Genomic DNA, 20,627 nt, shown 5'->3' on the forward strand with positions numbered 1-20,627 from the left:
CTGCACCTCAGGCCTGCGTCATGACGCTGCCTTCGCCAGAAATCCGCACACGCAGATTGTTCTGCACATGGGTGACACCGCTGACGCGATCGGCGCAGTCTTCGGCGCGGCGCTTTTCCCAGCGATCCGTCACATGACCGGATAGGGTCACCTCGGCGTCCTTCACCGTCACCTCGATATCGGAGGCATCGACGGCGGGGTCGTCGGCCAAGCGGTCGTTGGTGTCCTCGAGAATGCGCGCATCCGAGCGGCGATAGCCCTTGGGGCCCTTGCCGCGGTGGTTGTCCATCTCGCGACGCCGAGCGGCCTCCTCGTCGCCGAACCAGGATGCGACCTCGTCGCTGGCACGGTCGACAAAGCCACGATCGTCATCATGGTCGCGACTGCTGCGGCCATAACCACCGCGATAGGATGGTTTGTCGGACGGGTGGGAGCCTCGTCCGCCACCCCGGGCATAGCGGCGTTCGTCGTCTCCGTATCCACGGTCGCTCAGGTCGCCGTAGTAGCCCAGATCATCCGTCGTCCAGTCGGAGCGCCCCGTGCGGGGATAACGCGACCCGCTGGCTCTGTCACCGCCGTCCATGCCGTGGTCGCGCTGGCGCATGGCGTCGTAGCGATCAGCGTCCGGTCGGTCGTCGCCATAGCCGCGGACGAAGCCGCTGTCGCCGGGGCCGTAGTTACCGGTCGGGCTGCGGCGCGTGTTGCGGTTTCGGCCGTCTCCGGCATCCCAGTTGTCGTTGCGATTGACCATTGTTTCCTCCTTCGGGTCTGGAGGGTGGCGTGCTGCGCCACCTGCAAAACTAACCCTGCGGAGCCCTTGATCGTTCCAGTCGGCGCGACAAAAACAAGTCAGGAACAAAGCGCCATCCGGCCGGTTCTTTTCTCGCCACAACCGATAACCGAGGAGATACCGACAATGGCTACCAAGACACTCGAAGACCTGTTCCACGAGACCCTCAAGGATATCTACTACGCCGAACGGAAGATCCTGAAGGCACTGCCAAAAATGGCGCGTGGCGCTCAGGACGAGAAGCTGAAGGCTGCCTTCCTGCAGCACAAGGAAGAAACCGAAGGCCAGGTCGAGCGCCTGCAGCAGGTGTTCGAGATCATCGGCAAGCGTCCGCGCGCCAAGACCTGCCCCGCCATTGACGGCATCGTCGAAGAGGGTGAGGAGATCATGGAAGAGTTCAAGGGCTCGCCCGCCCTCGACGCCGGCCTGCTTGCCGCCGCCCAGGCAGTCGAGCACTACGAAATCAGCCGCTATGGCACGCTGCGCGCCTGGGCTCAGCAGCTCGGCTACAAGGATGCGGTCAAGCTGCTCGACGAGACGCTGGCGGAAGAATCCAAGACCGACGAAGCGCTGACCAAGCTTGCCGAAAAGGCGGTCAATGCCGCAGCCCAGAAGAAGGCGGCCTGATAGCAGTTGCTTGCCAATTCAAGGAAGGGGCCGGATCTGTCCGGCCCCTTTTCCGTGCCTTTTGTCCTGCCGGACGCACTCAGTCGTTGTCTTCATCCTTCCGGGCATAATGAGCCTGGAGAAAGGTCATGAGCCTGTTCTCGTCGGCGCGGAGCAGGGCGCGGGCAGGTGCCGTCCGCACCAGTTCGCGCACCGCATCAAGGTCCGTGTTCTTGTCGGCCAGGTTGAGGATCGCCGGATGCACATAGCTCGAGCGGCAGATCGTCGGCGTGTTGTGCAGGCGGTCGGAGGCGATCTGGCACATCTGCCGGATTGTCGGACGTCCCGAAGCCTCAATGTGCTTCCAGGCTTCGGCGAATGCGGCGACAGATCCGCCCCAGGTGCGGAAGGTCTTGGCCGAGAGCCGTCTGCTGGTGATCTCCGTGAGGTAGGTGTTGAGCCGGCCCGAATCGATGCGATGCAACTGCCCCTCCTGATCCCGCCAGGAAAAAAGATCGCGCCCGGGCAGATCGGCAATCTCTTCGAGGATCTTCTGCAGTTTCGGATGACGAAGCTTTCGGCGCACCCGCTTGCCGCCCTTGGCGATGAAGCTCAGCCGGATGCCATCCGGCTCCAAGGTCAGATGGCGCTTCTGAAGTGTGGTTGCGCCATAGGTCTTGTTTTCCTGCGCATAAGCGCGGTTGCCGACGCGCATGTAGGTCACGTCCAGCAGGCTGATCAGGGCTGAGAGCAGGAAATAACTTGAATCGGCGTGTTCGGCGATGTCGCGGGCGATCCTCCGCCGGATGGTCGGCAGAGCCTCACCGAAGCCGATGAGTTCGTCGAACTTGCGCTCGCTGCGCCAGGATGCCCAGTCGACATGGTAGCGATACTGCTTGCGCCCCCTTGCATCGTAACCCGTCGCCTGCAGGTGGCTGTGGGGCTCAAGGCTGATCCAGACGCGTTCATAGGCCGGCGGCAGCGCGAGCCTGCGGATGCGTGTGAGGAGGGGCTGATCAGCGATGACGGTGCCGTCTGGAAGGTGATAGGAAAAGCCCTTGCCGCGGCGGCGGCGACTGATGCCGGGCTCCGCATCGGTGCCGTAGACCAGACCGATCTCGGTCAGCTCAGGCACATCGTCCGTCGAAGGCGGAGGTCCCGCACTCGCGTCTGCATCCCCGCTGTCGGTCTTGCTCATCCGACGGGACTGTCCGTCCCGGTTTCACCGAGTTCACGGCGCAATTGCTGGCGCGCGCGGCTCAGGCGGCTTTTGACCGTGCCCACGGCACAGCCACAGATTTCGGCTGCATCTTCGTAGCGTTCGCCGAGCATGACGATGAGGACCAGCATTTCCCGGTGATGTTCGGGCAATCGGTTCAGAGCCCTGCGGACCTCGTCGGCCTGCACGGTCCACTCCTGGCTCGCCTCGCTGGTCAGTCGCGAGGTTATCCCCTCGGGCAAGCCCACGGTTTCGCGGCTGCTCTTCTTGAAGCGCGTGCAGAAAGTGTTGCGCATGATCGTGAAGAGCCAGGACTTCAGGCGTGTTCCGGGCTCGAATTTGTCGAGGTTGGCCAGCGCCTTGGTCAGCGTCTCCTGGACAAGATCATCCGCCTCTTCAGGCTTATGGCAAAAGGTCCGCGCAAAGGCGCGCAATGCCGGTATCAACTCGACCACTTCAGACTGTGCGGCAAGCTCGGCTCTACGGGTCGTCAAGATCGCCATCCTCCGATGTCTGTGGTACCAGGCTGAACGACGCAAAAACGCGCGTCATTTACCTTGGTTCCCGAAATTGTGAGTGGTCAGCCAGGCCGGCGACCATGTCAGCTACGGCTTACAAACTTGCTGAAGCGGCTCAGTTCGCCGTCGGCGGTTTTGTCCTGGTGGAGAAAGGCGAGATCGTTCTTTTCAAAGATCTGAAAGAATTCCTCCCACTCAATCTCCTCCAGCGCCTCCTCCGGCTTGCCGAAATCCACTCTCAGGATACCGCCTTCGCCGCTGTCCTTGACCCGCGTCGGCATGCCATCCCGCTCCTCGATCCAGCGGCGTATCTCATCATGGTCCGTCGTTTGACGCGCACTGCTCATGGTGTGTCTCGCTCGTTCTCATTCCTCCCCTTGACCCGTTGATTGAACGCCTCTGTCAGACAGTGGTTCCCGCGGCTGCACCGCTTTTTCCGACGGAACAGAGAGCGTCTCCGGATGTTCTCTTTTGCGAGAGATCCGCAAGCGAGAGTGAGAAACATGACACATGTGCAGAATGTTGACGGCCAGGGACAGTTGCTGATCGGCGATCGCGTATCGCCCATCAGCTATCACGTCGCAGTCGCGCGACGGGGTGAAGGCTATACTGCAAAGGTCGAGATCCAGGCGCCGCGCGACTGGCTACTCCGCCAGGGCTTCGAGACACGCGCCACTCTGGTGTTTGCCTCGGGAGAGCGAGCCGAACTCGAGCACGACGGCCGGCTCGACGTATCCGAAAGCATCAGTGTGATCCTTCAGGCCGAGCCGCTTGAATACAAGGATCTTCAGAAGCTGATCGAAGCCTTTCCCGAAGCGGACGGGGGCGTCAACTGATCACGGCGGTTGATGTCGGTAAAAAAGACTGATCCGAGATGGTCCGGATGACGTAAGTGAAACATCATGCACTAATCAAACTCAACCTGCCAGCAATGCCCTCAAGTCGGAGGTCCACATGGAAGAACTGAAAATCGCATTTCCAGAGACGCGACGCGACAGGACGGGCGGCATCGTACGCGACAAGCTGGACCTGTTGATGCACGAGACGCGCCGTGAAGCAGTGCCTGAGTACCTGATCGTCCTTGCTGAAGAGTTGCAGTCGGCTCTCGATCAAAAGGTCGCGCCCTCCAAGACGTCGACCTGATACCTCCCGGAACCTTTTCCTCCCGCGATTGGTTGCACTTTTCATTGCGCATCCAGATTCGAGGAAAGGGTGTTTCATGATCAACTATTTATGGTTGTTTGTCGTCGCGCTCGGGCCGATCCTGCTCGGCGGCGCCGTCTTCTATGCCATCATGCGGCAGAGACGGCTTACCCGCCGCGAGCGCATCAATCAGGATGCTGCCACGCGAGAGCTCTACGAAAAAGATGAAACAGCCGATACCAGCCCTTATGGCGGCAACCGATAGAGATCGGCGCGGCATTCGTCTTTACAGGAAACTGCCGTTGTTCGGGTCGTAACGCTTCCCGTTCGCAATGCTTGCCAGTTCGACGAGATCGTCTTCGTCACGAATGCCGCTCTTCACAAGATAGCTGACTAGCGCTTCGGCATTTTCCTGCACATGTCTGTCGGCATGCTTGCGATCGTACAGTCGCCGTACGGCCCGCTCCACGATCGCATGTTCGTCACTGTTCTTGCCCGGGGGTCTTGGCGCCATGGCATTCCCTCCGTTCGAGGCCGACGATAAAAAGAATAAGCACCCGTCGGCGTGGCATGGAACCATCATGCCGTAGAACGGCACGAACGCAACCCTAGATTCGTAATGGCAAGATGTGGGCGGTGAGAGGATGGTGATCCCGACGTGATTCGAACACGTGACCCTCAGATTAGGAATCTGATGCTCTATCCTGCTGAGCTACGGGACCACTTCCTCCTCCATACAAAAGCAGAGCCTTCAAGCCAAGCGGTTTTGCATGGTCGAAATTCAGTGTTCAGCGCGGCAGGCGTTGCTCGGCCAGACGCACCCAATAGGATATCCCCGCCGCGATTGCCTCGTCGTTGAAGTCGTAAGCCGGATTGTGCAGGCCCGCCGTTTCCCCATTGCCGATCATGATGTAGGCGCCGGGGCGCGACTGGAGCATGAAGGCGAAATCCTCGCCGGCCATGCTCGGATCCACTTCGGTGTCGACATTGTCAGGGCCGACCACGTCGATCGCTGCGCGCGCGGCATAATCCGTCTCGGCGGGATGGTTGACGGTGACGGGGCAGGCGCGCTCGTATTCGTATTCGATGGTCGCGCCATGGGCGGCCGCAATGCCGGTTGCGATCTCGCCGATGCGCCGCTCCGCCAGATCGCGCACGCCTTCGTCCAGCGACCGTACTGTGCCGGAGATGAAGGCTTCTTCGGGAATGATGTTATGGGTCGTGCCGGCATGAAACTGGGTGACGGAGACCACGACCGAGCGTAGCGGATTGGCGTTGCGAGCAGCAATGGTCTGAAGGGCGCCGACGATCTGGGCCCCGATGACGATCGTGTCTGCCGTGTTGTGCGGTTCGGCAGCATGGCCGCCGACGCCGGTCAGCTTGAGCTGGAACTTGTCCGGAGCCGCCATGATGCCACCCTTGCGGATGGCGAACGTGCCGACAGGTTTTCCGGGCATGTTGTGCATGCCGTAGATCTCGTCGATGCCAAAGCGCTCCATCATTCCGTCTTCGACCATGGCGAGCGCCCCGCGCCCACCTTCTTCGGCCGGCTGGAAGACAACGGCAACGCTGCCGGAAAAATTGCGGGTTTCCGCGAGGTACTTGGCCGCGCCCAGCAACATGGCGGTGTGACCGTCATGGCCGCAGGCATGCATGCGGCCTGCAATGGTCGAAGCCCAGGGCTTGCCCGTGATTTCGTCGAGGGGAAGCGCATCCATGTCGGCGCGCAGGCCGATGGTCCTGCCTTCGCCGCCAGAGCCCTTGATGATCCCGACGACGCCCGTGCGCCCGAGGCCGGTTGCGATCTCGTCAACGCCGAATTCCCGCAGCTTTGCCTCGACAAAGGCTGCTGTGTTTTCAACGTCGTAAAGGATTTCCGGATTGGCATGCAGATGGCGGCGCCATTCGGTGGCTTCCGACTGGAGTTCGGAAGCTCGGTTCAGAAGCGGCATTCTCTCGTCCTGCGTTCACTCTTGATCACGGTCGCGGGGATCACGTGATTGTCGGCATGAATGTGCGCCTTTCAATTGACGTATTCAATGGGCTTTGCCATTCCTTCCCTACATAAGATCTCGTCATGCGTTGACGAGAGCCCAGCCGAACAAGAGGATCGAAGTCGTGTTTGCGAAACGTCCCCGCATGGTGTCTTCAACCGGATCCGTCCGCCGAGTGGCGGTCGCCGTCTCGCTGGTGGCGATGGTTCTGCCGGGTCTGGCTGCCGCCAATCCGATGATGGTGGTCGATGTCGGCAGTGGCCGGGTCATCGCCCATGAAGAAGCCTTTCGCAAATGGTATCCGGCTTCGCTGACCAAGCTGATGACGGCCTACACGACCTTCCGCTCTATGCGCTCAGGCGAGCTTTCGCCGGAGACCGTGGTCGTCATGAGCAAACATGCCGCCGATCAGCCGGCGAGCAAGATGTATTTCAGGCCGGGCTCCAAGCTGACGCTCGACAGTGCCTTGAAGCTTCTGATCATCAAGTCTGCCAACGACGTCGCGGTGGCCATCGGCGAGACGGTCAGCGGCAGCGAAGCGGCCTTCGTGCAGCGCATGAACCAGGAAGCCGCCCGGCTCGGCATGACGTCGACGCGGTTCGTCAATCCGAATGGTCTGCCGGGCAAGGGGCAGTATACGACTGCCCGCGACATGGCCGTGCTTGCGACGACCATCCGGCGTGAATTCCCTGAATATGCGGGTTATTTCGCGCTGGAAGGCGTGACGACCGGCAAGAAGGATTATCCGAATTTCAACCTGCTCGTCGGCCGCTTCCCAGGCGCTGATGGCATGAAGACCGGCTATGTCTGTGCCTCCGGCTTCAACCAGGTCTCGTCTGCCACGCGCAATGGACGCACCGTGATCTCCGTGGTGCTCGGTTCCGACAGCCTCGGCGCGCGCGCCGATCTTTCGGCCGAGTTGCTGCAGAAGGGGCTGACCACCTCGGTGGCCGGCAACCGGCTGGATCAGCTCGCGCCCTACGGCGAAGGGCAGGATCAGGTCACCGACATCAGCGCCGAGATCTGCAATCCGAAGGCGCGCCAGATCCGCAGCGAAGGCCGTGATGAGGCCGGGCGCATGAAGCTGACCTCTCCTTACATCCAGGAAATGGGCCGCCCGCCGGCGATGAGCTTTGCCGGGCTCATTCCCGGCAGTGAGCCGGTAGAGACAAAACAGGGCTCCGGCACGGGCGAGATCGCCAATGTGCCGATCCCGAGGCCCCGTCCCACATTCTGAGTATCGCAATGAGCCAGTCGCGCATTCCCGTCTCCATCCTCACCGGCTTCCTCGGGGCCGGCAAGTCGACGCTTCTCAACCGCCTGCTCAAGGATCCGGCGATGAAGGATGCGGCCGTCATCATCAACGAGTTCGGCGAAGTGGGTATCGATCATCTGCTGGTCGGGACCTCGAACGACGCGGTGGTGGAACTCGCCGACGGTTGCCTTTGCTGCACGGTGCGGGGCGAACTGGTCGATACGCTGGCGGAACTGATCGACGGCATGCAGACCGGCAAGGTGAAGCCGCTGTCGCGCGTCGTCATCGAGACGACGGGCCTTGCCGATCCAGCACCCGTGATGCAGTCGGTCATGGGTCATCCGTCGATCGCCCAGCATTTCGATCTCGATGGTGTCGTGACGGTCGTCGACGCGGTCAATGGCCTCTCGACCATCGATACCTTTCCGGAGGCCTACAAGCAGGTCGCGGTCGCCGATCGGCTGATCCTGACCAAGAAGACACTCGCTGACGAGGCCGCCGTCTCTGCCATCACGCAGCGCCTGCGCTCGCTCAATCCCCGCGCGCCGATCACCGATGGCGACGCTGATGATGCGGGCTCTGCCGCCATGCTGATCAACGGGCTCTACGATGCCTCAACCAAGATCGCCGATGTCGATCGCTGGCTGAAGGACGAAATGGCGGCGGCCGGCGATCACCATCACCACAGCCACTCCCATGGTCACGGCCACCATCACCATCATGATGTGAACCGACACGGTGCTTCGATCCGCTCCTATTCCATCCTCCATGACGAGCCGATCGATCCGATGGCGATCAACATGTTCATCGATCTCCTGCGCTCCACGCATGGCGAGAAGCTTCTCAGGATGAAGGCGATCGTGGCGCTCACCGACCGGCCGGACAAGCCGCTGGTGCTGCATGGCGTGCAGTCGATCTTTCATCCGCCCGTGCGCCTGCCGGCTTGGCCTGAAGGGTCCGACCGCAAGACGCGGCTGGTGCTGATCACCAGGGATTTGTCGGAAAGTTATGTGCGGGACCTGTTCGGTGCTTTCACCGGCAAGGTGGCGATCGACCGCCCGGATCGCGCGGCGATGATGGACAATCCGCTGTCGGTTCCCGGCCTCAAGTTCTAGCCGAGCGTCACGCCGCCCTTGCGGATGTGAAAGCGGTGACCGGCGTCGAGCCGTTCCTGCGCGACCAGTTCATGGCCGTCCTCGTTGCAGAAATGCGGAATGTCGATGCCGGCGAGCGGATCGCTGGTCTCCACCACGAGTTCGTCACCGGCCTTCATGTCGGCCATACGCCGACGGGTCTTCAAAACGGGAAGGGGGCATTTCAGCCCCCTCAGGTCGTAGATCACCGTCTCGGCCATGCCCTTACCAGAGCTTCCAGAAGGGCTTCTTGTCGGCCGGTGCCGGAGCTGCAATGGCCGCCTCGGCCGTCTGGGGGGCAAGCGGATTGGGCTGCGGCACCGGGACGGCGTTGGTGGCCGGCGCGGCGGGTGCGGCCGTCGTCGTCTGTGCAGCCTGTGCCTGCGGGTCACCGTTCGGGTTGGTCGCCATCTGGTTGACGGCAGCCGTGCCGTTGGCGGCAGGCAGCCTGGCCGGATCGACGTCGTCGAGGTCGAGCAGCCTGCCCGCCTTCAAGGCCGAACCCGTGGGCGCGAAAGCGAGGTCGTGCGAGCGCGACTTGCGCAGATCCGCCACCAGCGCCTTGCGCTCGGCTTCCGTCGGGTCGTACCAAATCTTGCCGTCGTATTTTTTCATCGCCTTGGCATAGGCGGCATCATAGGCCTCGTTGAAGCCGTTAAGCGCGACCGAGAGTGCAGGGGGCGTGCTCATCGGTGGGCACGAGGCCTGCGGATTGAAGCTCGATCCGGCCGGGACCGACTGGTTGAAGACGTATTTCTTCTCGCAGACATTGACTTCGGGTGGTCGCTTGGTGACCTCGAAATTGTCGTAGCCGACCTTCAGCATTTTCCAGAAATCGAAGTGCGGGCTATGGCGATGACGCGCCATGTTTTCAGCGGTCATGCGGAAGGGGAAGGCCTGCAATTGCACCGCCTGCTGGCCGCCCTTGAAGGCGTCCCGGGCAAAGGCGTAGATCTCCAGCATCTGGGCATCGGTCATCGAATAGCAGCCTGACGAAGAGCAGGCGCCGTGGATCATCAGGTGTGAGCCTGTGCGGCCGTTCGCCCGGTCGAACTGGTTCGGAAAGCCGGTGTTGATCGCCAGGAAATACTTGGAATTCGGGTTCAGGTGATACGGCGTCAGCGGGTAGAAGCCTTCCGGCGCCTGGCGGTCACCTTCCTTCACCTTCGGGCCGAGGCGACCCGACCAGGCGCAGATATCGTATTCCACGACCTTGTCGAAGCGGCCGTTGGTCTTGGCCTTCCAGACCTCGAGCTTGCCCTCTTCCTTGAAGATGCGGATCATGATCGGCGAATTGCGATCCATGCCCTTCTTCTGGATTTCGGCAACGAGGCGCGCCGGCAGCGGCTGCTGGACCTTGTTGGAAACCCGCGGCGTGTCATAGGCCGCGCTCTCGAGCGCGTCATTGCAGCCTGCCAGAGCCGCAGCGAAAACCAGAACCAGGGCCGTTGATGTCAAACGCATGCGCGAAGGCTCTTTCCAGAAACACATGTTGGTGGCTCAAACCGAGCCGATCATGCGTAGTTTAGAACTGCTTTCTTCACAAATTATAAACCAATGGCCGTCGATTTCGCCATCCGTCTTCCGCCGCTACCGCTGCAAAGCGGCGGAGTGATGGCAAATTGCCGCAGTCGCAACCTTCAATCTCAGAGGTTGCGGCCGATATCGAGGAATTTCTGGCGTCGATCGGCGCGCAGCTTGTCGCCCGGAAGCGGCGTCAGTTCGGCCAGTGCGCTGGCGATCACGTCGCCGGTCATGCCGATGACCCGGTCTGGTGCGCGATGGGCGCCGCCGACGGGCTCGGGGATGATGGCGTCAATGATGCCGAGCCCCTTCAGGTCCTCCGCCGTGATCTTCATGTTGGTCGCGGCTTCCTTGGCGCGGGTGGAATCGCGCCAGAGAATGGAGGCGGCGCCTTCCGGCGAGATCACCGAATAGATCGCATGCTCGAGCATGTAGACGCGGTTGCCGGTGGCAATCGCGATCGCGCCACCCGAGCCGCCTTCGCCGATGACGACGGAGACCATCGGCACCTTGAGGCCGAGGCACATCTCGGTGGAGCGGGCAATGGCTTCCGCCTGGCCGCGTTCTTCTGCTCCAACGCCCGGATAGGCGCCGGCCGTATCGATCAGTGTGATGACTGGCAGGCCGAAGCGGTCGGCCATTTCCATGACGCGGATCGCCTTGCGATAGCCTTCAGGGCGCGGGCTGCCGAAGTTGTGCTTGATGCGCGACTTGGTGTCGTTGCCCTTTTCCTGGCCGATCACGGCGACAGGCTGGCCGCGGAAGCGGGCGAGGCCGGCCTGGATGGCGGCGTCCTCGGCAAACTTGCGGTCACCGGCCAGCGGTGTGAATTCTGTGAACAGCGCTTCGGCATAGTCGACGAAATGCGGACGCTGCGGATGCCGCGCGACCTGCGTCTTCTGCCAGGCGTTGAGCTTCGAATAGATCTCCACCATCGCCTCATCGACGCGGCTTTCCAGCCGGCTGATCTCTTCCGAGGTGTCGATGCTCTCGTCCTCTTCCGCGATCTTCTTCAGTTCGCGGATCTTGGCCTCGAGGTCGGAGATGGGCTTTTCGAAGTCGAGATAGTTGTGCATGAACTCCGTTCCGATCGTTCGTTCCTGGCGCTCGCCGCCCGCAGGAACCGGCTTTGCCGGTCCTAATCGGGGTTTTTGGCCTGTTTTGCAAGGGGGTGATGCGTATGCACCAGTTGCTGCAGGCGCTCGTCGAGCACATGCGTATAGATTTGTGTCGTTGAGATGTCGCTGTGGCCGAGCAGTTCCTGCACGGCGCGAAGGTCCGCACCATTGCCGAGAAGGTGGCTGGCAAAGGCATGTCGCAGAACATGTGGAGACACGGCATTCGCCGATAACCCCGCCCGGATGGCGAGATCCTTGAGTTCACGGGCGAAGACCTGGCGGGGCAGATGGCCTTCCTTGCTGGCGGCTGGAAACAGAAAGGGGCTGTCCGCGTGAACAGGATCGGCCCCGCGAATTTTACCGTATCGCGCCAGGGCTTCGATCGCTGTCCTCGACAGGGGGACGAGCCTTTCCTTGTTGCCCTTGCCGCGCACCAGAAGGAAACGGCCCTCCTGCGTCAGCACCTTTACCGGCAGCGATACGAGTTCGCTGACGCGCATGCCGGTCGCATAGAGAAGCTCGATCAGCGCCAGTCGCCGGATCCGTGCTCCCTGATCCGGTCCTTCGAGGTTTGCTTCGTGCTCGGCGAGCGACAGAAGCCCCGTGACATCCTCGACGGTCAGCACCTTGGGCAGGGGGCGGGTCTTCTTCGGCGCGTCGAGGATCGCGGTCGGATCATCGCCCCGCAGCCCTTCCGCATAGAGAAACTTGTAGAACTGGCGCATCGCCGACAGGCGTCTTGCCTGGGACGTCGGCTGGAAGCCGCGTCGCGCGAGATCGGAGAGATAGGCGGCGAGATCTTCCCGTGTCGCTGCACCCAGGGTCACCTTGCGGCCGGAAAGAAAATCGGCGAGGTCGTCGAGGTCCCGCTCATAGGAGATGAGCGTGTTCTGGGCTGCTCCGCGCTCGGCGCTCAGCATTTCCAGAAAGGCTTCGACGCGAGCCCGGCTCAGATCCGACATGTCCTGTTTCCCGCTATTGCTCGACCGGATTGATCCGCTCGGAAGGAATGCGCACCGTCACGTCGCGTTCCCGCGGTTCGACGAAGACGGCAAAGGACCACATGGTGACATAGACCAGACCGACGATGGTCCCGCAGATGAACAGGAAGCGAAACAGAGTGGGCATGGTCGGTCCTTCACCGGTTCCGAGAATAAATAGGTAGAAACATGGAGTTTACCAAGGCCGGGACAGGCCTTGCGGAAATGCTGCCATGGCTTGACGCTAGCCCTCTATATGTCAATAGGTCATGAAACAGTCGTGAACAGGCCGATGACCGATACGATCCTCAACCTTGCTCCCAGTCTGGGTGTGCGTGCCAAGACGGCGCTCGGCAAACGCAATCTTGTTCTCGTTGGTCTGATGGGGGCCGGCAAGTCGGCGATCGGTCGGATTGTCGCGCAGCAACTCGGTCTGCCCTTCGTCGATACCGATACGGAGATCGAGCGGGTGTCGCGGATGACCATCGCCGAACTCTTTGCCGCCTATGGCGAAGAGGAGTTCCGCGCGCTCGAAACCCGTGTCATCAAGCGCCTGTTGCGGACGGGGCCGCGGGTCGTGTCGACCGGCGGCGGCGCCTTCATCAACGAGAGGACCCGCAAGCAGATCGAGCGTGGCGGGCTTTCGGTGTGGCTCAATGCCGATCTCGACGTTCTCTGGGAGCGGGTGAACAAGCGCGATCACCGGCCCCTGCTGAAGACCGAGAACCCGAAGCAGACGCTGAAGGATCTGATGGACAAGCGATATCCGATCTATGCACTGGCGGATATCGCTGTCCAGTCGCGTGACGTGCGTAAGGAAGTGATCGCCAACGAGGTCTTGACCTCTGTGATCGAACATATCGGCAAGGACAAGACGCAATGACGAAGCTCGAGACATCGGAACGCCTGGTGCATGTGCCGCTGGGCGAGCGCTCCTATGACATCCTCATCGGGCCTGGCCTGATGGCGCGTGCCGGCGGCGAAATCTCGACCCGCATCAAGGGTCGCCGTGCGGCCATCGTCACCGACGAGAATGTCGGTGCGCGCTATCTCGACGGCCTGATGGACAGCCTCCAGACCGATGGCATCGAGGCAGTCTCGGTCACGCTTCCCGCCGGCGAGAAGACCAAGAGCTTCGACTATCTCACCAAGGTCTGCGACGTGCTGCTTGAAGCGCGCATCGAGCGCAACGACACGGTGATTGCGCTCGGCGGCGGCGTTATCGGCGATCTCACCGGTTTTGCCGCCGGCATCGTCCGGCGTGGTGTTCGCTTCGTGCAGATCCCGACCTCGCTGCTCTCGCAGGTCGACAGTTCGGTCGGCGGCAAGACCGGCATCAATGCGCGGCAGGGCAAGAACCTCGTCGGCATCTTCAATCAGCCGGATCTGGTGCTCGCCGATACCGACGTGCTCGACACGCTGTCGGAGCGAGAATTCCGCGCCGGCTATGCGGAAGTGGCAAAATACGGCCTGATCGACAAGCCAGACTTTTTTGAATGGCTGGAGACGAACTGGCGCGAGGTGTTTGCGGGCGGTGCGGCCCGTATCGAAGCGATCGCCGTCTCCTGTCAGGCCAAGGCCGACGTGGTCGCCGCCGACGAGCGGGAGAACGGCCGTCGTGCTCTGCTCAACCTCGGCCACACCTTCGGGCATGCACTCGAAGCCGCAACACAGTATGACAGCAGCCGGCTCGTGCATGGCGAGGGGGTCTCGATCGGCATGGTGCTTGCGCATCGCTTCTCTGCGCGCATGAACCTGGTCAGTCCAGATCTCGCGGATCGCGTCGAGGCCCATCTGAAGGCCGTCGGCCTGCCGACGCGCATGGATCAGATCCCCGGCGAATTGCCGCCGACCGGTGTCCTGATGGATGCCATCGCCCAGGACAAGAAGGTCAAGAGCGGTCAGCTCACCTTCATCCTCACCCGTGGTCTCGGCCAATCCTTCGTCGCAGACGATGTGCCGGCATCCGAAGTTCAGCGTTTCATTGAGGAGATGCGCCCATCATGATCGAGCAAATCCTTGCCGGCCTCGCCGAGTATTGGCTGACGCTGGTCGCCATACTGTTGTTGATCTGCTGTTCTGGTTTCTTCTCCGGCTCCGAGACAGCGCTGACCGCAACGTCGCGTGCGCGCATGCACACATTGGAGGTCAATGGCGACGACCGCGCCGGGGTGGTCAACATCCTGATCGAACGGCGCGACCGGCTGATCGGCGCTCTGCTGATCGGCAACAACCTGGTCAACATTCTCGCCTCGTCACTGACGACCAGCCTGTTTCTCGGCCTTTTCGGCGATTCCGGCGTGGCGATCGCCACGCTCTTGATGACCGTTCTGCTCGTCATCTTCTCGGAAGTCCTGCCGAAGAGCTGGGCGATTTCTGCGCCGGAACGTTTCGCGCTGTTTGTTGCCCCGCTCGTTCGCCCGTTCGTCGCCGTGGTTGGGCCGCTTTCCAGCCTTGTCAACTGGATCGTGCGCAAGCTGCTTGGCATGTTCGGTGTTTCGATCTCCGGCGAAGCGTCGATGCTTTCTGCGCATGAGGAACTGCGCGGCGCAGTCGCCCTCCTGCATCGCGAGGGATCGGTGATCAAGGCCGACCGCGACCGCCTCGGGGGTGTCCTCGATCTGGGCGAACTCGAAGTGTCAGATATCATGATCCATCGCACGGCCATGCGGGCGGTCAATGCCGACGAGGCGCCGGAGACCGCGATCCGCAACATTCTCGAAAGTCCTTACACCCGCATGCCGGTCTGGCGTGGCGCGACCGACAACATCATCGGCGTGATCCATGCCAAGGATCTGATCCGCGCGCTCGCCGAGCCGAATGTCGAGCCGCAGGACATCGACATCGTCAAGATTGCCCAGAAGCCGTGGTTCGTGCCTGACACCACCAACCTCAAGGACCAGCTCAACGCCTTCCTGCGACGCAAGACCCATTTTGCCGTGGTCGTCGACGAATATGGTGAAGTGCAGGGTGTGGTGACGCTGGAAGATATCCTGGAGGAGATCGTCGGCGATATCTCCGACGAACATGATCTGGAGATCCAGGGTGTGCGTCAGGACAGCGACGGGTCGATCGTCGTCGATGGCGGCGTGCCGATCCGCGACCTCAACCGTGCCATGGACTGGCTGCTGCCGGATGAGGAGGCAACGACGATTGCCGGTCTCGTCATCCACGAGTCGAAGTCGATCCCCGAGGAGCGCCAGGCCTTTACCTTCTACGGCAAGCGCTTCATCGTATTGAAGCGGGAGAAGAACCGCATCACGCGTCTGCGCATCCGGCCGATCGATGCGGCCGAGCCGGAGGTCTGATTTTAGACGAAAACTACCAGCGCGTGGGCTCGCCGGGGGCGGCGGGCTCGATGGCCAGCGCATGCAGGCCGGCGTCCAGTTCGGGTTTCAGCAGATCGGTCACGGCCCGGTGGCGCGCAAGCCGCGTCATGCCCTCAAAGGCGGATGCGACGATGCGAACACGCATATGTGTTTCACCCGTGCCGGTGATGTCGGGCTGGTGGCCGGCATGGTGCTGGCTCTCGTCGATCACGACGAGCCGTTCGGGGCTGAAAGCCTCCGTCAGACGGGTCTCGATCCGGCTCTTTACCGACATGGTCTTACCTCTTTCTGCTGCTTCGCAAAACGCCCCACAAAGCGCGCAACAAACCGGTTTGTCAATTCTTGTCCGACCCCTTCCTGAGCCCCATAATTAGCGCATGAAACTCGACTCGAAATATTTCGACGGGATACGTACCCGGCGAAAGCGGGCAGCGGAGCCCGAACCATCCAATCCTGTGTGCCAATGGGACGGCTGTGAAAAGCCGGGGGCCCATCGCGCGCCTGTGGGTCGGCATGCCGAGGGCCAGTTCTTCCTGTTCTGCTTCGAGCACGTGAAGGACTACAACAAGGGCTATAACTACTTCTCCGGCCTCTCGGACACCGAGATCGCGCGTTACCAGAAGGAGGCAATCACCGGTCATCGCCCGACCTGGACCGTGGGAGTCAACAAGGCGGCGAAGGCGAGCCCGCTTCACTCCACCATGCGTTCCGGTTCGGCTGCGTCACAGGCGCGCATGAAGGACCCGTTCGGCTTCGTACAGCAAGGCCGCGGCGGTGCGTCGCGCTATCAGGCGGCGGATCGAAAACTCAAGGCCCTTGAGGCAAAAGCGCTTGATACGCTTGGACTTACCGTCAGCTCCACGCCGACCGACATCAAGACCCGCTACAAGGAGCTTGTAAAAAAACACCATCCCGACGCAAATGGCGGAGACAGGGCTTCGGAAGAGCGTTTTCGCGCTGTTATTGAAGCCTACAAATTGTTAAAGCAGGCCGGTTTCTGTTAATCCGAACACACAGCAGCGATGAGATGCGGCCGGTCGGTGGCGCCCGGCATGGAGAAACGATGAGCAAAATTGATCTTGATATTACCAATCTCCCCGACACCACCGTGTCGGTGCGCGAAGTGTTTGGTATCGACAGTGACATCCGGGTGCCGGCCTATTCCAAGGGTGACGCCTATGTGCCGGACCTCGATCCGGACTATCTTTTCGACCGTGAAACCACGCTCGCCATCCTCGCCGGCTTTGCCCACAATCGCCGCGTCATGGTCTCCGGCTTCCACGGCACGGGCAAGTCGACGCATATCGAACAGGTTGCGGCCCGCCTCAACTGGCCTTGCGTGCGCGTCAACCTCGACAGCCATGTCAGCCGTATCGATCTCGTCGGCAAGGACGCCATCGTCCTCAAGGACGGCAAGCAGATCACCGAATTCAAGGACGGCATCCTGCCCTGGGCCTATCAGCACAATGTCGCGCTCGTCTTCGACGAATACGACGCAGGCCGCCCGGATGTCATGTTCGTCATCCAGCGCGTGCTGGAATCGGCCGGCCGCCTGACGCTGCTCGACCAGAGCCGCGTCATCCGCCCGCATCCCGCCTTCCGCATCTTCGCGACCGCCAACACGGTTGGCCTCGGCGACACGACGGGCCTCTATCACGGCACGCAGCAGATCAACCAGGCGCAGATGGACCGCTGGTCGATCGTGACGACGCTGAACTATCTGCCGCATGACAAGGAAGTCGATATCGTGTGCGCCAAGGTGAAGAGCTTCGGCTCGACCGCCGAAGGTCGCGACACCGTTTCGCGCATGGTCCGCCTTGCAGACCTGACGCGTGCTGCCTTCGTCAACGGCGATCTTTCGACCGTCATGAGCCCGCGTACCGTCATCACCTGGGCCGAGAACGCCGAGATTTTCGGCGATGTCGCCTTCGCCTTCCGGGTCACCTTCCTCAACAAGTGTGACGAACTTGAGCGCACGCTGGTGGCCGAGCAGTATCAGCGCGCCTTCGGCGTGGAACTCAAGGAAAGTGCGGCCAATATCGTACTCGGCGCATAAGGACTGAGAAGCATGGCAGGGCGCGGCGACAATTCGAAGGCGAGAGCCGGCGGTGGAGTAGACACGGAACCGATGCGCCGGGCCATCACGGGCTGCGTCCGTTCGATTGCGGGTGATCCGCAGGTCGAGGTCGCCTTCGCCAACGAGCGTCCTGGTCTTGCCGGCGAGCGGATCCGCCTGCCGGAACTCTCCAAGCGTCCGACCGCCCATGAGCTCGCCGTGACCCGCGGTCTCGGCGATTCCATGGCGCTCAGGCTCGCCTGCCACGACCAGAAGGTCCATGCGGCACTTGCACCGCAGGGTACAGATGCCCGCGCGATCTTCGATGCCGTAGAACAGGCTCGTGTGGAATCGCTCGGGTCGCTGCGCATGCCGGGTGTGGCTTCGAACATCCAGTCGATGAATACCGAGAAATATGCGAAAGCCAATTTCTCGACGATCAGCCGGCAGGAAGATGCGCCGATCGGCGAGGCCGTCGCCATGCTGGTGCGCGAAAAGCTCACCGGCCAGAAGGCGCCGGAAACGGCCGGCAAGGTGCTCGACCTCTGGCGTCCCTTCATCGAGGACAAGGCCGGTGCCGACCTCGACAATCTCTCGTCCGTCATCGAAGACCAGCAGGCCTTTTCCCGCGTGATCCGCCACATGCTGTCGGCCATGGACATGGCTGAGGACATGGGCGACGACCAGGAGCAGAGCGAGGACGAGCAGTCCACCGACGAGGAGCAGCCGCGCAGCGGCGAGCAGGACCAGGAAACGTCCGAAGACGAAGCCGGTCAGGATTCCGCGCCTGCGGAAGAAAGCGAAGCCTCGCAGGAACAGCTCGACGACGGCGAGATGGACGGTGCCGAAATCTCCGAAGAGGAGATGTCGGACGAAGGCGACGACGACAGCGAGACGCCCGGCGAAATGCGCCGTCCGGCGACCCCGTTCGACGATTTCAACGAGAAGGTCGACTACAAGATCTTCACCCAGGAATTCGACGAGGAGATCACGGCTGAAGAGCTTTGCGATGAGGCCGAGCTCGAGCGCCTGCGCGCTTTCCTCGACAAGCAGCTCGCGCACCTGCAGGGTGCCGTGGGCCGGCTCGCAAACCGCCTGCAGCGCCGCCTGATGGCGCAGCAGAACCGCTCCTGGGACTTCGATCTGGAAGAAGGTTATCTTGATCCGGCGCGTCTCACCCGCCTGATCATCGACCCCATGCAGCCGCTCTCCTTCAAGAAGGAGAAGGACACCAAGTTCCGCGATACCGTCGTGACGCTGGTCATCGACAATTCCGGCTCGATGCGCGGCCGTCCGATCACGGTTGCCGCCTCCTGTGCCGACATCCTTGCCCGCACGCTCGAGCGCTGCGGCGTCAAGGTCGAGATCCTCGGCTTCACCACCAAGGCCTGGAAGGGCGGACAGGGCCGAGAGAAGTGGCTTGCGAGCGGCAAGCCGCCAGCGCCCGGCCGCCTCAACGATTTGCGCCACATCATCTACAAGTCTGCCGACGCCCCCTGGCGCCGGTCGCGCCGCAATCTCGGCCTGATGATGCGCGAGGGCCTGCTCAAGGAAAACATCGACGGCGAAGCGCTGATGTGGGCGCATAACCGCCTGATCGGGCGGCGCGAGCAGCGCAAGATCCTGATGATGATCTCGGATGGTGCTCCGGTCGACGATTCGACGCTGTCGGTGAACCCGGGCAACTATCTCGAGCGCCATTTGCGCGCCGTCATCGAGCAGATCGAGACGCGGTCTCCGGTTGAGCTTCTGGCGATCGGCATCGGCCACGATGTCACGCGCTACTATCGCCGCGCTGTCACCATCGTGGACGCTGACGAACTGGCCGGCGCCATGACCGAACAGCTCGCCTCGCTCTTCGAGGAAAAGCCCTCCGGTGGCACCGGCCGGGCGCGCCTGCGTGCCTGAGCGATCGACCTATCGGCGGCGTCTTGGCCTGAGCTCTGCGCTGGCAGGCCTGCTTGCGCTCTCCGCCTGTACGCCTTCGGTCATCCCGCCCGGTCAGACCTTGTCCATCCCGGTCGACAGCGACATGTTCACTGAACTCGGCGGCAATCCGACCATCGCGCCCGGACTGACATTCCTCGGCGGTGTCGAGCTGTCCTCATCCGAGCCGCTGTTTGGCGCCTTCTCGTCGATCCGGTTCCTGGACGACAGCCGCTTCCTTGGCGTGTTCGACACGGGCTACTGGATCGAGGGAGAGATCAGGCGCGATGCCGAGGGCCGACTCGCTGGTGTCGACGCCGTCAAACTTGCGCCGTTGCTGGACGCGTCGGGGCAAGAGAGCCCGAGCAAGTTCTTTGTCGATGCCGAAAGCCTTGCCGTCGATGGCAACAGTGCCTTCGTGGGTTTCGAACAGCGTCACCGCGTCGTGTCCTACGCTCCTCTGTCCGACCTCGGCAAGGCAGTGCCGTCTGAACCGCTCGCCTTCCCCTTCGATCTCGACGTCCTGCGCAGCAATGGCGGTTTGGAGGCGCTGGTGATCGCCGAAAAGGACGGACCGCTCGGCGGGGCGCTGGTGGCGATTTCCGAAAAGAGCTTCGACGACAACGGCAATATCTATGCGGCGATCCTCGGTGGTCCGCTTGCCGGCGAATTTCGAGTGCGTCCGCGTGACGGTTTCGACATCACCGATGCGACTTTCCTGCCGGATGGGGATCTGCTGCTGCTCGAGCGCCGCTTCACCATCGCCAGAGGTGTGGGAATGCGTTTGCGCCGCGTCGACGGGGGCAGCATTCGACCGGATGCTGTTCTCGATGGCGAGATCCTGTTCGAGGCCAATTACCGATCCCAGATCGACAATATGGAAGGCATCGACGCCATCCCCGAGCCCGACGGCTCCGTTCGGCTGATCGTCGTCTCCGACGACAACCATTCGATCCTGCAGCGGAACTTGATGCTGGAATTCCGGCTCTCCGCGCCTCAGTCCTGACGTCTTCACCTCTAGAGAACGAAACAGCCC

At 61.9% G+C, this 20,627-nt stretch carries 25 protein-coding genes and 1 tRNA gene; 13 read left to right on the forward strand and 13 right to left on the reverse strand.

Features of this window, described 5'->3' with window-relative positions; genetic code table 11:
* Window positions 1-7: 7 nt before the first annotated feature.
* Window positions 8-751: a BON domain-containing protein gene (locus tag IP85_RS11780; protein ID WP_245280857.1), complete on the reverse strand. Its 744-nt coding sequence runs from the start codon at window positions 749-751 to the stop codon at window positions 8-10.
* A gap of 165 nt (window positions 752-916) precedes the next feature.
* Here IP85_RS11780 and IP85_RS11785 point away from each other — a divergent pair, with 165 nt between their 5' ends.
* Window positions 917-1,417: a ferritin-like domain-containing protein gene (locus IP85_RS11785; RefSeq protein ID WP_054149877.1), complete on the forward strand. Its 501-nt coding sequence runs from the start codon at window positions 917-919 to the stop codon at window positions 1,415-1,417.
* Window positions 1,418-1,496: 79 nt separating this feature from the next.
* Here IP85_RS11785 and IP85_RS11790 read toward each other — a convergent pair whose 3' ends face one another.
* The 3 genes from IP85_RS11790 to IP85_RS11800 all read right to left on the reverse strand — a co-directional run bounded on the left by IP85_RS11790 (window position 1,497) and on the right by IP85_RS11800 (window position 3,480).
* On the reverse strand, window positions 1,497-2,594 hold the full coding sequence (locus IP85_RS11790) for a DNA topoisomerase IB (protein WP_245280858.1): 1,098 nt from the start codon (window positions 2,592-2,594) through the stop codon (window positions 1,497-1,499).
* A complete protein-coding gene (locus tag IP85_RS11795; RefSeq protein ID WP_054149878.1) occupies window positions 2,591-3,118 on the reverse strand; it encodes a sigma-70 family RNA polymerase sigma factor in 528 nt (175 codons plus the stop codon). Before IP85_RS11795 ends, IP85_RS11790 begins: the two co-directional genes overlap by 4 nt.
* 98 nt (window positions 3,119-3,216) lie before the next feature.
* A complete protein-coding gene (locus tag IP85_RS11800; protein WP_054149879.1) occupies window positions 3,217-3,480 on the reverse strand; it encodes a hypothetical protein in 264 nt (87 codons plus the stop codon).
* A 156-nt stretch (window positions 3,481-3,636) separates the two neighbouring features.
* Here IP85_RS11800 and IP85_RS11805 point away from each other — a divergent pair, with 156 nt between their 5' ends.
* From IP85_RS11805 to IP85_RS11815, 3 genes are all read left to right on the forward strand, one after another.
* A complete protein-coding gene (locus tag IP85_RS11805; RefSeq protein WP_054149880.1) occupies window positions 3,637-3,969 on the forward strand; it encodes a hypothetical protein in 333 nt (110 codons plus the stop codon).
* Window positions 3,970-4,087: 118 nt separating this feature from the next.
* A complete protein-coding gene (locus tag IP85_RS11810; RefSeq protein WP_054149881.1) occupies window positions 4,088-4,276 on the forward strand; it encodes a hypothetical protein in 189 nt (62 codons plus the stop codon).
* A gap of 76 nt (window positions 4,277-4,352) precedes the next feature.
* Window positions 4,353-4,541, forward strand: coding sequence for a hypothetical protein (locus IP85_RS11815; RefSeq protein WP_054149882.1), 189 nt, complete (start codon window positions 4,353-4,355; stop codon window positions 4,539-4,541).
* 21 nt (window positions 4,542-4,562) lie between these two features.
* Here IP85_RS11815 and IP85_RS11820 read toward each other — a convergent pair whose 3' ends face one another.
* The 3 genes from IP85_RS11820 to IP85_RS11830 form a co-directional block, all read right to left on the reverse strand.
* Entirely contained in the window at window positions 4,563-4,790 is a 228-nt protein-coding gene (locus IP85_RS11820; RefSeq protein WP_054149883.1) for a hypothetical protein, read from the reverse strand.
* A gap of 131 nt (window positions 4,791-4,921) precedes the next feature.
* Window positions 4,922-4,998 (reverse strand) — tRNA-Arg (locus IP85_RS11825).
* A 66-nt stretch (window positions 4,999-5,064) separates the two neighbouring features.
* Entirely contained in the window at window positions 5,065-6,228 is a 1,164-nt protein-coding gene (locus IP85_RS11830; RefSeq protein WP_054149884.1) for a M20 aminoacylase family protein, read from the reverse strand.
* Between the two features lie 244 nt (window positions 6,229-6,472).
* Here IP85_RS11830 and IP85_RS11835 point away from each other — a divergent pair, with 244 nt between their 5' ends.
* The gene (locus IP85_RS11835; protein WP_245280859.1) at window positions 6,473-7,507 is read left to right on the forward strand and encodes a D-alanyl-D-alanine carboxypeptidase family protein; all 1,035 of its coding nucleotides are present in this window, start codon (window positions 6,473-6,475) and stop codon (window positions 7,505-7,507) included.
* An 8-nt stretch (window positions 7,508-7,515) separates the two neighbouring features.
* Window positions 7,516-8,640, forward strand: coding sequence for a GTP-binding protein (locus IP85_RS11840; protein WP_054149886.1), 1,125 nt, complete (start codon window positions 7,516-7,518; stop codon window positions 8,638-8,640).
* Here the strand turns inward: IP85_RS11840 and IP85_RS11845 are convergent.
* From IP85_RS11845 to IP85_RS22405, 5 genes are all read right to left on the reverse strand, one after another.
* Entirely contained in the window at window positions 8,637-8,879 is a 243-nt protein-coding gene (locus tag IP85_RS11845) for a sulfurtransferase TusA family protein (protein WP_054149887.1), read from the reverse strand. The two genes, IP85_RS11840 and IP85_RS11845, sit on opposite strands and share 4 nt — an antisense overlap.
* A gap of 4 nt (window positions 8,880-8,883) precedes the next feature.
* Window positions 8,884-10,122, reverse strand: a complete 1,239-nt coding sequence (locus tag IP85_RS11850; RefSeq protein WP_054149888.1) for a murein L,D-transpeptidase family protein — start codon at window positions 10,120-10,122, stop codon at window positions 8,884-8,886.
* Window positions 10,123-10,304: 182 nt separating this feature from the next.
* Window positions 10,305-11,258, reverse strand: a complete 954-nt coding sequence (locus tag IP85_RS11855; protein ID WP_054149889.1) for an acetyl-CoA carboxylase carboxyltransferase subunit alpha — start codon at window positions 11,256-11,258, stop codon at window positions 10,305-10,307.
* A gap of 62 nt (window positions 11,259-11,320) precedes the next feature.
* The gene (gene xerD, locus IP85_RS11860; protein WP_054149890.1) at window positions 11,321-12,262 is read right to left on the reverse strand and encodes a site-specific tyrosine recombinase XerD; all 942 of its coding nucleotides are present in this window, start codon (window positions 12,260-12,262) and stop codon (window positions 11,321-11,323) included.
* 13 nt (window positions 12,263-12,275) lie between these two features.
* Window positions 12,276-12,428, reverse strand: a complete 153-nt coding sequence (locus IP85_RS22405) for a hypothetical protein (RefSeq protein WP_006724525.1) — start codon at window positions 12,426-12,428, stop codon at window positions 12,276-12,278.
* A gap of 144 nt (window positions 12,429-12,572) precedes the next feature.
* On the opposite strand from IP85_RS22405, the gene IP85_RS11865 reads away from it, so the two are divergent.
* The 3 genes from IP85_RS11865 to IP85_RS11875 are packed head-to-tail and all read left to right on the forward strand — an operon-like array spanning window position 12,573 to window position 15,588.
* A complete protein-coding gene (locus IP85_RS11865) occupies window positions 12,573-13,163 on the forward strand; it encodes a shikimate kinase (protein ID WP_054149891.1) in 591 nt (196 codons plus the stop codon).
* Window positions 13,160-14,287 carry a 3-dehydroquinate synthase gene (gene aroB, locus IP85_RS11870; protein WP_054149892.1) on the forward strand — a complete coding sequence of 376 codons (1,128 nt, stop codon included), beginning with the start codon at window positions 13,160-13,162 and terminating at the stop codon, window positions 14,285-14,287. Before IP85_RS11865 ends, aroB begins: the two co-directional genes overlap by 4 nt.
* Window positions 14,284-15,588, forward strand: coding sequence for an HlyC/CorC family transporter (locus IP85_RS11875; RefSeq protein WP_054149893.1), 1,305 nt, complete (start codon window positions 14,284-14,286; stop codon window positions 15,586-15,588). The genes aroB and IP85_RS11875 overlap by 4 nt, the downstream gene beginning before the upstream one ends.
* Window positions 15,589-15,601: 13 nt before the next feature.
* On the opposite strand, the gene IP85_RS11880 is transcribed toward IP85_RS11875, so the two are convergent.
* Complete coding sequence (locus IP85_RS11880; RefSeq protein ID WP_054149894.1) at window positions 15,602-15,883, reverse strand: BolA family transcriptional regulator; 282 nt, start codon at window positions 15,881-15,883, stop codon at window positions 15,602-15,604.
* Window positions 15,884-15,986: 103 nt separating this feature from the next.
* Between IP85_RS11880 and IP85_RS11885 the strand changes: the two genes are divergently transcribed.
* Genes IP85_RS11885 through IP85_RS11900 form a run of 4 tightly spaced genes read left to right on the forward strand, consistent with a single transcriptional unit; the run spans window position 15,987 to window position 20,597 of the window.
* Window positions 15,987-16,613 (forward strand): DnaJ domain-containing protein, encoded by a 627-nt coding sequence (locus IP85_RS11885; RefSeq protein ID WP_054149895.1) that lies wholly within the window; start codon window positions 15,987-15,989, stop codon window positions 16,611-16,613.
* 59 nt (window positions 16,614-16,672) lie between these two features.
* Window positions 16,673-17,665: a cobaltochelatase subunit CobS gene (gene cobS / locus IP85_RS11890; RefSeq protein WP_054149896.1), complete on the forward strand. Its 993-nt coding sequence runs from the start codon at window positions 16,673-16,675 to the stop codon at window positions 17,663-17,665.
* 12 nt (window positions 17,666-17,677) lie between these two features.
* Window positions 17,678-19,573, forward strand: coding sequence for a cobaltochelatase subunit CobT (cobT, locus tag IP85_RS11895; protein ID WP_054149897.1), 1,896 nt, complete (start codon window positions 17,678-17,680; stop codon window positions 19,571-19,573).
* On the forward strand, window positions 19,542-20,597 hold the full coding sequence (locus IP85_RS11900; protein ID WP_156322861.1) for an esterase-like activity of phytase family protein: 1,056 nt from the start codon (window positions 19,542-19,544) through the stop codon (window positions 20,595-20,597). The genes cobT and IP85_RS11900 overlap by 32 nt, the downstream gene beginning before the upstream one ends.
* Window positions 20,598-20,627 lie beyond the last annotated feature (30 nt).

The sequence above is a fragment of the Rhizobium sp. AAP116 genome (assembly GCF_001295785.1).
Lineage (GTDB): Bacteria > Pseudomonadota > Alphaproteobacteria > Rhizobiales > Rhizobiaceae > Allorhizobium.

What these genes read in the sequence shown, in the direction of transcription:
- IP85_RS11780 (WP_245280857.1), bottom strand. Translation starts at nt 751, where the DNA reads ATGGTCAATCGCAACGACAACTGGGATGCCGGAGACGGCCGAAACCGC.
- IP85_RS11785 (WP_054149877.1), top strand. Translation starts at nt 917, where the DNA reads ATGGCTACCAAGACACTCGAAGACCTGTTCCACGAGACCCTCAAGGAT.
- IP85_RS11790 (WP_245280858.1), bottom strand. Translation starts at nt 2,594, where the DNA reads ATGAGCAAGACCGACAGCGGGGATGCAGACGCGAGTGCGGGACCTCCG.
- IP85_RS11795 (WP_054149878.1), bottom strand. Translation starts at nt 3,118, where the DNA reads ATGGCGATCTTGACGACCCGTAGAGCCGAGCTTGCCGCACAGTCTGAA.
- IP85_RS11800 (WP_054149879.1), bottom strand. Translation starts at nt 3,480, where the DNA reads ATGAGCAGTGCGCGTCAAACGACGGACCATGATGAGATACGCCGCTGG.
- IP85_RS11805 (WP_054149880.1), top strand. Translation starts at nt 3,637, where the DNA reads ATGACACATGTGCAGAATGTTGACGGCCAGGGACAGTTGCTGATCGGC.
- IP85_RS11810 (WP_054149881.1), top strand. Translation starts at nt 4,088, where the DNA reads ATGGAAGAACTGAAAATCGCATTTCCAGAGACGCGACGCGACAGGACG.
- IP85_RS11815 (WP_054149882.1), top strand. Translation starts at nt 4,353, where the DNA reads ATGATCAACTATTTATGGTTGTTTGTCGTCGCGCTCGGGCCGATCCTG.
- IP85_RS11820 (WP_054149883.1), bottom strand. Translation starts at nt 4,790, where the DNA reads ATGGCGCCAAGACCCCCGGGCAAGAACAGTGACGAACATGCGATCGTG.
- IP85_RS11830 (WP_054149884.1), bottom strand. Translation starts at nt 6,228, where the DNA reads ATGCCGCTTCTGAACCGAGCTTCCGAACTCCAGTCGGAAGCCACCGAA.
- IP85_RS11835 (WP_245280859.1), top strand. Translation starts at nt 6,473, where the DNA reads ATGGTTCTGCCGGGTCTGGCTGCCGCCAATCCGATGATGGTGGTCGAT.
- IP85_RS11840 (WP_054149886.1), top strand. Translation starts at nt 7,516, where the DNA reads ATGAGCCAGTCGCGCATTCCCGTCTCCATCCTCACCGGCTTCCTCGGG.
- IP85_RS11845 (WP_054149887.1), bottom strand. Translation starts at nt 8,879, where the DNA reads ATGGCCGAGACGGTGATCTACGACCTGAGGGGGCTGAAATGCCCCCTT.
- IP85_RS11850 (WP_054149888.1), bottom strand. Translation starts at nt 10,122, where the DNA reads ATGCGTTTGACATCAACGGCCCTGGTTCTGGTTTTCGCTGCGGCTCTG.
- IP85_RS11855 (WP_054149889.1), bottom strand. Translation starts at nt 11,258, where the DNA reads ATGCACAACTATCTCGACTTCGAAAAGCCCATCTCCGACCTCGAGGCC.
- xerD (WP_054149890.1), bottom strand. Translation starts at nt 12,262, where the DNA reads ATGTCGGATCTGAGCCGGGCTCGCGTCGAAGCCTTTCTGGAAATGCTG.
- IP85_RS22405 (WP_006724525.1), bottom strand. Translation starts at nt 12,428, where the DNA reads ATGCCCACTCTGTTTCGCTTCCTGTTCATCTGCGGGACCATCGTCGGT.
- IP85_RS11865 (WP_054149891.1), top strand. Translation starts at nt 12,573, where the DNA reads ATGACCGATACGATCCTCAACCTTGCTCCCAGTCTGGGTGTGCGTGCC.
- aroB (WP_054149892.1), top strand. Translation starts at nt 13,160, where the DNA reads ATGACGAAGCTCGAGACATCGGAACGCCTGGTGCATGTGCCGCTGGGC.
- IP85_RS11875 (WP_054149893.1), top strand. Translation starts at nt 14,284, where the DNA reads ATGATCGAGCAAATCCTTGCCGGCCTCGCCGAGTATTGGCTGACGCTG.
- IP85_RS11880 (WP_054149894.1), bottom strand. Translation starts at nt 15,883, where the DNA reads ATGTCGGTAAAGAGCCGGATCGAGACCCGTCTGACGGAGGCTTTCAGC.
- IP85_RS11885 (WP_054149895.1), top strand. Translation starts at nt 15,987, where the DNA reads ATGAAACTCGACTCGAAATATTTCGACGGGATACGTACCCGGCGAAAG.
- cobS (WP_054149896.1), top strand. Translation starts at nt 16,673, where the DNA reads ATGAGCAAAATTGATCTTGATATTACCAATCTCCCCGACACCACCGTG.
- cobT (WP_054149897.1), top strand. Translation starts at nt 17,678, where the DNA reads ATGGCAGGGCGCGGCGACAATTCGAAGGCGAGAGCCGGCGGTGGAGTA.